We start from the raw sequence: 6744 nt of genomic DNA, 5'->3' as shown, positions 1-6744 counted from the left end.
AAATCCGGCTCCCGCAACCACATTACAGTTAAGCGCTATCTGTTGCCCAAGGCGGTAAGAGCAGCGACTAACTAATGCGATACTAGCTCAGTTGGTAGAGCGCAACCTTGCCAAGGTTGAGGTCATCGGTTCGAACCCGATGTATCGCTCCAGCTTTCTTCTAAAAAGCTATTAAGACTCTTTAAACCACCGTGTTTTTCTTTAGATCACAGAGTTTAAAGACGACCTTAAGGGTCACGCTCTTTCTTTAATGCTGCGAAGCATAATCCCCCCAAAAAGCAAATAATCCTCCATCATGGTGGATATTTTTTTGTCTTAAATTTTTCTTAGCAACTGGAATGCTAGTAAACATCAGGTCTCTGAAGCAGATACTTGAGGTTTTTCACATCTATAAACAGACTTATCCACAAAATGTTAGGTGTGGATAACTTGGTTGATAAAGTTATTTCAGTCTTAATTCTTTACCTATCCCTAAAAGATCTTTCTTGTTTTCAATATATTAGCTGAATTGTGGCGATCGTAACTTGTTGTTTTTTATCAAGTTGAATGCTTATCTTGAATTTGATAAAAGATCGTTAACTTGTTGTTTTTTGATCTTAATCATTTATCGGTACTGTGTTTAACTTTGTGCGGGTGTCGGAAGTTTACGAGAGTTCTGAATTTTTTCCACATTGTTAGAATTGAGAACAAGGTCAAACATTGTTCTAAAATTATGTGCAACGAGTTGTCTTAAATGTTGGACTGTCGATGTGGGTGTCGCTGCCAATCGTTGATGCCAAAAGGGTTAGGCGTCTCTTGGTAGTCCTTTCTCAACGATGCGTATCAGCCGGTGCTTTTTGGTGAGGATTTTGCTGTTACTTTTTTGCACACCGCTATTTTTCTGCGTAGAGCTATCTTCTTGCAGACTGTTAGCGTTGGGTAACTGCTGTAGTTGTTTATTCAAAGCCCACTCAATATGTACATCCAACATATCGTTTTTTCCTTGATTGGATTCCAGCGTTTCAACAATGCGTTGTTGGAATGGTGCATTGCCCATCGCAACAAAGATGTTGCGTAACCACTGGGTGTGGCCGATACGTCTGATTGCTGAGCCTTCCATTTTCTTTAGGAAGGTTGCTTCGTCCCAACTAGAAAGTGACACCAGATCAGCCTCTTGGAAATCTTCTCTGCGGTGAAAGTCGGTTTGTTCTGTAAGTTCGGCATGACGGTTCCATGGGCAAACTAACTGACAATCATCACAACCGTAAATACGGTTACCAATGGCATCTCTATACTCTTCAGGGATCACACCATCATATTCAATGGTTAAGTACGAGATACATTTGCGAGCATCCACTACGCCATCAGCAATAATGGCACCCGTTGGGCAAGAAGTGATACATGCGGTGCATTTGCCGCACTCATCAACACTGGGTTCATCCGTTGGAAGAGGGATGTTAACTAACAGCTCCCCGAGAAAGAACCAAGAGCCAGCGTCTTTATCAAGAATTAATGAGTGTTTACCTGTCCAGCCCAACCCTGTTTTTTGAGCGAGTGGTCTTTCTAAAATAGGCGCTGAATCGACGAAAGGGCGTGAGTCGAAACCTTCGACCTCTTTTTCAATTCTTTGTCCCAGCTTTTTCAACTGGTTACGGAACAATTTGTGATAGTCGCGGCCTAAAGAGTAACGGCTGATGTAGCCTTGAGTGGTATCGCTTAGGTTAGAGGCAAACTGAGCTTCTGGTGGTAGGTAATTCATTCGAGCACTGATCACTCGAATTGTGCCTGGGTGAAGTTCATCAGGACGTGCGCGCATCATCCCATGTCGAGCCATCCAATCCATTTCACCGTGGTTGCCAGCATCTAGCCATGCTTGAAGAGGGGCTTCGTGTTCACTTAAGTCAACATCGCAGATGCCAACTTTTTGAAAGCCCAGCTCTTTTCCCCAGATTTTAATTTTTTCAGCAAGATGGTCTAGATTCATGGCTTATTTCTTATTTTCTCTGTTTTACAATTAGAGATAAGGCTAATTAAAATTAGGTTCGGCAAAAATGGGGGCGGATCTTAACGGATCTTAGTGGTGTTGACCAGAACAGACGCGTTTTGAGCAGTATTTTTCATAGAACTTACACTTGAGTGCTTGTCTCCCAAAAGCATCACGGTTTACTATTCTTGTTCTTTTGATTTTTATATAGTCAACGATCGATTTTTAGAGAACGTATTCATGAGCACGAAACAATTTACTTTGAAAGATGAACAAGCAACGATTCAATTAGGAACGGAGCTTTCTAATCTTTGCTCACAGCAGACGACTATTTATCTGCATGGTGATCTTGGCGCAGGTAAAACGACCTTCAGTCGTGGCTTTGTAAAAGCACTTGGCCATCAAGGAAATGTAAAGAGCCCAACGTATACTCTAGTTGAACCTTATCAACTTGCCGATTGGCAGGTGTATCACTTTGACCTTTATCGCCTAGCCGATCCTGAAGAGTTAGAGTTCATGGGAATTCGTGATTACTTTACTCCGGATGCTATCTGTTTGGTTGAATGGCCTGAGAAAGGTTATGGGATGCTACCAGAAGCCGATTTGGATATTGATATTCGTTACCAAGACGATCACCGTATTGTTTCTTTAACCGCTAATAGTGAATACGGACAGCGCTTACTTAGTCAGTTGGAGTTATGTTGATTTCTAAACGCCTTAATTCAACAGTGGCCATGATGGCTGCTGTTTTTTCTATACTGTTTTCTTCACTTGTTTCTGCAAACTCACTGAAAAGTTTAAGGGTTTGGCCTTCTCCAGAAGAAACTCGTGTGGTTATCGACTTAAAATCAGAAGCGGACTTTAGCTATTTCACCCTGAGTAGCCCGAGTCGCTTAGTGGTTGATTTAAAAAATACCAGTCTTGCGACTAAGTTACCAGTCGAGGTGAAAGACAGCCCTGTTCTATCTAAGATTCGTAAGAGCTCACCGCCAGACAAAAACACCTATCGCTTGGTTTTTGAGTTAAAGAAGTCGTCTAAAGCAGAATTATTCAAACTGAGCCCGACCCCAGGTGGTCAGTATGGACACCGTTTGGTGATCGACTTACCTCATGGTGCGGCAAGTAAAGCGACATCGACACCGAGTAAGCCAACGGTAAGTAAGAACATTAATCAGGTTAAGCGCCAGAAAGATATTCTAATTGTGATTGATCCTGGCCACGGTGGTGAAGACCCAGGTTCGATTGGTCCTACGCGTAAATACGAAAAAGACGCGACTCTGAGTATTTCTAAGAAGTTAGCAGCTCAACTGAATGCGGTCCCGGGGATCAAAACTCGTATGACTCGTAATGCTGATTACTTTGTGAACCTGAATCGACGTGTTGCGATTGCTCGAGAGAATGAAGCTCACCTGTTGATCTCTATTCACGCCGACGCCTTTACGACGCCTCAACCAAGAGGTGGTTCAGTGTTTGTATTGAACACTCGACGCGCAAATACAGAGATCTCTCGTTGGATTGAGAATAAAGAGAAACAGTCTGAATTGCTTGGTGGTAGCGGTGCAGCGTTCACAAGCAATATTGATGATAAGAACGTAAACCAAACCCTGCTTGATTTGCAGTTTAGCCACTCTCAAAAAGAGGGCTACAAACTGGCAACGGCAATTCTGTCTGAAATGGGTAAGGTTGCGAAACTGCACAATAGCAAGCCGATTAACACCAGCTTAGCAGTATTACGTTCACCACAGATCCCATCAGTACTGGTAGAGACAGGTTTTATTTCGAATCCGACGGAAGAGAAGCTTCTTTTCCAACGTTCGCACCAAGATAAATTGGCACGAGCAGTGACTAAAGCGGTGGTTAAGTATTTGAAGGCTAACCCGCCTGAAGGGATTATCTTGTCTAACGCAACGTCATCAACGGGCAGCGTGAGCCAACATAAAGTCTCTCGTGGTGAGTCTTTGTCTGTGATTGCGAGCAAGTATGGTACGTCGACACAGACGTTGATGAAGTTCAACAATCTGAAATCGAGCAGCCTAGCAATTGGCCAAGTACTTAAGATTCCAGGCAGTGCTTCAACTTCATCATCAAGCAGTGCGGTTAAAACGAAGACCATCACTCACACGGTTAAGTCTGGAGAGTACCTAGGTAAGATCGCCAGCCGCTATAAAGTGTCGGTGGCTGATATTAAACGTGAGAACCGTTTGAAATCAGAGACGGTGAGAGTAGGCCAAAAGTTACGTATTACGGTTGAAGTTAAAGATGTTCCTCTGCGCAAACACAAAGTTGCAAGAGGTGATTACCTTGGCAAGATAGCTTCGAAATACGGCGTGAGCGTCAACAGCATTCGCCAAGCGAATAAGCTAAGATCTGACAGTCTAGCTATCGGCCAAGTGTTGATTATTCCTCACAAGTAGTCTTGGGAATGCTAAACAGCTTCAGGTATATCAATGATAAAAAATAAGAACTAGTGCAAACGTAGCAGCGTTTCCATCAATGGCAGTAAGGTAGCTATAAATATGACGATCAAAATACTGCCAGCTCGGTTAGCTAACCAAATCGCAGCGGGTGAGGTGGTAGAAAGACCCGCTTCTGTTGTAAAAGAGTTGGTTGAGAACAGTTTGGATTCTGGTGCGACACGTATCGATATTGATATCGAGAAAGGTGGCGCCAAGATGATCCGCGTTCGTGACAATGGTAAAGGCATCGTAAAAGATGAGCTTGCCTTGGCACTGAGTCGTCATGCTACCTCCAAAATCCACACTCTTGATGACCTAGAGGCGATCGTCAGCCTCGGTTTCCGTGGTGAAGCGCTGGCGAGTATTAGCTCGGTTGCGCGCTTAACCATGACGTCACGCCCTGCCACTCAAGATCAAGCTTGGGCAGCACACAGTGAAGGCCGTGATATGCAGGTGAAACTGCAGCCTGCGGCGCATCCTATTGGCACTTCGGTTGAGGTGTTGGACCTGTTCTTTAATACGCCAGCACGCCGCAAATTCTTACGCACCGAGAAAACTGAATTCACCCATATTGATGAGTTGCTTAAACGCATCGCATTGAGTCGTTTTGATGTGACGATCAACCTTCGTCATAACGGCAAGATGATTCGTCAGTACCGCGCTGCAAAAACACAAGTTCAAGCAGAAAAGCGAATCGCTGCGGTATGTGGCAATCCTTTTGTTCGTCATATGCTTAAGATCGAACTTGAGCATCAAGGCCTAAAACTTCATGGCTGGATCACCACGCCAGAAGGAGCAAGACAACAAAGCGACCTGCAATACTGCTATGTGAATGGTCGTATGATGCGTGACAAGCTGATCAACCATGCGATTCGTCAAAGCTACGAAACCAGCCTGCGTCCAGACCAATTCGCGACGTATGTGTTGTTCATTGAACTCGACCCACATCAGGTGGACGTGAATGTCCACCCTGCAAAACATGAAGTGCGTTTTCATCAAGCGCGCCTTGTGCATGACTTTATTTACCAAGCATTGAGCGATGGTTTAGCGCAGAGCAAGCAGATCGATGCTGCACCAATCAATCAGTCGGCTTTTCATCAGTCAGAAGTGATTCATCATCAGCAAGATAGTACGAGCTCTGCAGTTGATGGTGTTGCAAGTTTCGCTGAGCCAGAAAGCGTAATGCCTAGCAGTTCGGATCAAACCCAAGTTTCGGATAGGGTGCGACACGCTATTGAGCAAACGCCTGCCTACCCGAGAAAAGCAGAATCAGAGCACGCTTTTGATAAGCCTCAACACAGCGTTAATGATGGTGGGCGACACTATGTTTCATCAATTAGCCCAAGCTCATCAACCAGTCCAAGTTCATCTGCTGGCCGAAGCTCGGCTACTAGTGACAGCAGTTTTACCGGTTCCTCTCGCCAAGAGTGGATAGAGTCTCGACCTGAACCTAAAAAAGAGAAAGAGCCACACCAACATCATGGTGAACCCGCGCCATCTAAGCGAGAAGTGAAAGCCTATAAAGAGCTTCTGAAAACGCCAGATTTTGATGAGCAAGTTGTACAGCCTTCACTTTCTCAAGAGCATGTGGCACCAGTAGAAACCAGAAACAACTTAGAAAATAAAGAAAATAAAGAAGCTAAGCCTGCTCAACAGAATCCTGTTCATTTAAAGCCAAGAGCACCTGTAACGGACTTGGGCAAAGCGGTCTCGATTGTGGAACGTCAGTATCTGGTAATGGGCAATAAGAACGGCAGTGTGCTGGTTTCCTTGGCTAAGGCTGAGTTATTGCGTGTTGTTGGTCAGCTTGATACTCGAGGTGGTGCGTTAAAAAGCCAACCACTATTGGTGCCTTTATCGATTAAGCTGGGTAGTGAACTTGTCGAAGTTGCTAAGGCGCTGAGTCAAACTCTGGCATTACTGGGGATTGAGCTTAAGGCGCGAAACAGCGAGGCGGTAATGGTGATGGGCGTGCCTTCTCCTTTAAGGCAGCAAAACTTACAAATTTTGATCCCAGATCTGTTATCTTACGCGGCTTCAATAAATGCCCAGGGTGCAGTGAAGCAACCTAATGACATGTTGTCAGCTTTGGTTAACTGGATCGGGATTCAAACCGCACAAGTAAAAAGCGACTACACTTTATCTGAAGCGGTTCAACTAGTTGGGGAACTAGAACAACTTTGGCATGGTCTACTTCCATTAGATGATCCAGAGTTTGTTAATCCTATCGACTTTTCAGCGACTATAGCCGCGTTTACGGTTTAATTTTTTCGCGACGACCTTTGTCTTTTTAGCTGAATACGTCGCGACACAAAGCCCTTTGCT

4 protein-coding genes and 1 tRNA gene are annotated in these 6744 nt (G+C 44.5%); 4 read left to right on the top strand and 1 reads right to left on the bottom strand.

Translation table 11 applies throughout. From position 1 onward, the window contains the following. The first annotated feature begins 76 nt into the window (after nt 1-76). Nucleotides 77-152, top strand: a tRNA-Gly gene (locus AB4274_RS02620). A gap of 632 nt (nt 153-784) precedes the next feature. On the opposite strand, the gene queG is transcribed toward AB4274_RS02620, so the two are convergent. Continuing rightward, nucleotides 785-1963: a tRNA epoxyqueuosine(34) reductase QueG gene (gene queG / locus AB4274_RS02615; RefSeq protein WP_372110866.1), complete on the bottom strand. Its 1179-nt coding sequence runs from the start codon at nt 1961-1963 to the stop codon at nt 785-787. 240 nt (nt 1964-2203) lie between these two features. On the opposite strand from queG, the gene tsaE reads away from it, so the two are divergent. The 3 genes from tsaE to mutL all read left to right on the top strand — a co-directional run bounded on the left by tsaE (nt 2204) and on the right by mutL (nt 6684). Further along, nucleotides 2204-2668: a tRNA (adenosine(37)-N6)-threonylcarbamoyltransferase complex ATPase subunit type 1 TsaE gene (tsaE, locus tag AB4274_RS02610; protein WP_004735870.1), complete on the top strand. Its 465-nt coding sequence runs from the start codon at nt 2204-2206 to the stop codon at nt 2666-2668. After that, complete coding sequence (locus AB4274_RS02605) at nt 2662-4377, top strand: N-acetylmuramoyl-L-alanine amidase (protein ID WP_372110864.1); 1716 nt, start codon at nt 2662-2664, stop codon at nt 4375-4377. The genes tsaE and AB4274_RS02605 overlap by 7 nt, the downstream gene beginning before the upstream one ends. A 102-nt stretch (nt 4378-4479) precedes the next feature. After that, nucleotides 4480-6684 (top strand): DNA mismatch repair endonuclease MutL, encoded by a 2205-nt coding sequence (gene mutL, locus AB4274_RS02600; protein ID WP_372110862.1) that lies wholly within the window; start codon nt 4480-4482, stop codon nt 6682-6684. Nucleotides 6685-6744: the final 60 nt, after the last annotated feature.

The sequence above is a fragment of the Vibrio sp. 10N.261.55.A10 genome (assembly GCF_041470825.1).
Classification (GTDB): Bacteria; Pseudomonadota; Gammaproteobacteria; order Enterobacterales; family Vibrionaceae; genus Vibrio; species Vibrio crassostreae_C.
Note: the sequence above shows the minus strand (reverse complement) of the source record. Positions and strands in the feature narration are given on the sequence as shown.

What these genes read in the sequence shown, in the direction of transcription:
- AB4274_RS02605 (WP_372110864.1), top strand. Translation starts at nt 2,662, where the DNA reads ATGTTGATTTCTAAACGCCTTAATTCAACAGTGGCCATGATGGCTGCT.
- mutL (WP_372110862.1), top strand. Translation starts at nt 4,480, where the DNA reads ATGACGATCAAAATACTGCCAGCTCGGTTAGCTAACCAAATCGCAGCG.
- queG (WP_372110866.1), bottom strand. Translation starts at nt 1,963, where the DNA reads ATGAATCTAGACCATCTTGCTGAAAAAATTAAAATCTGGGGAAAAGAG.
- tsaE (WP_004735870.1), top strand. Translation starts at nt 2,204, where the DNA reads ATGAGCACGAAACAATTTACTTTGAAAGATGAACAAGCAACGATTCAA.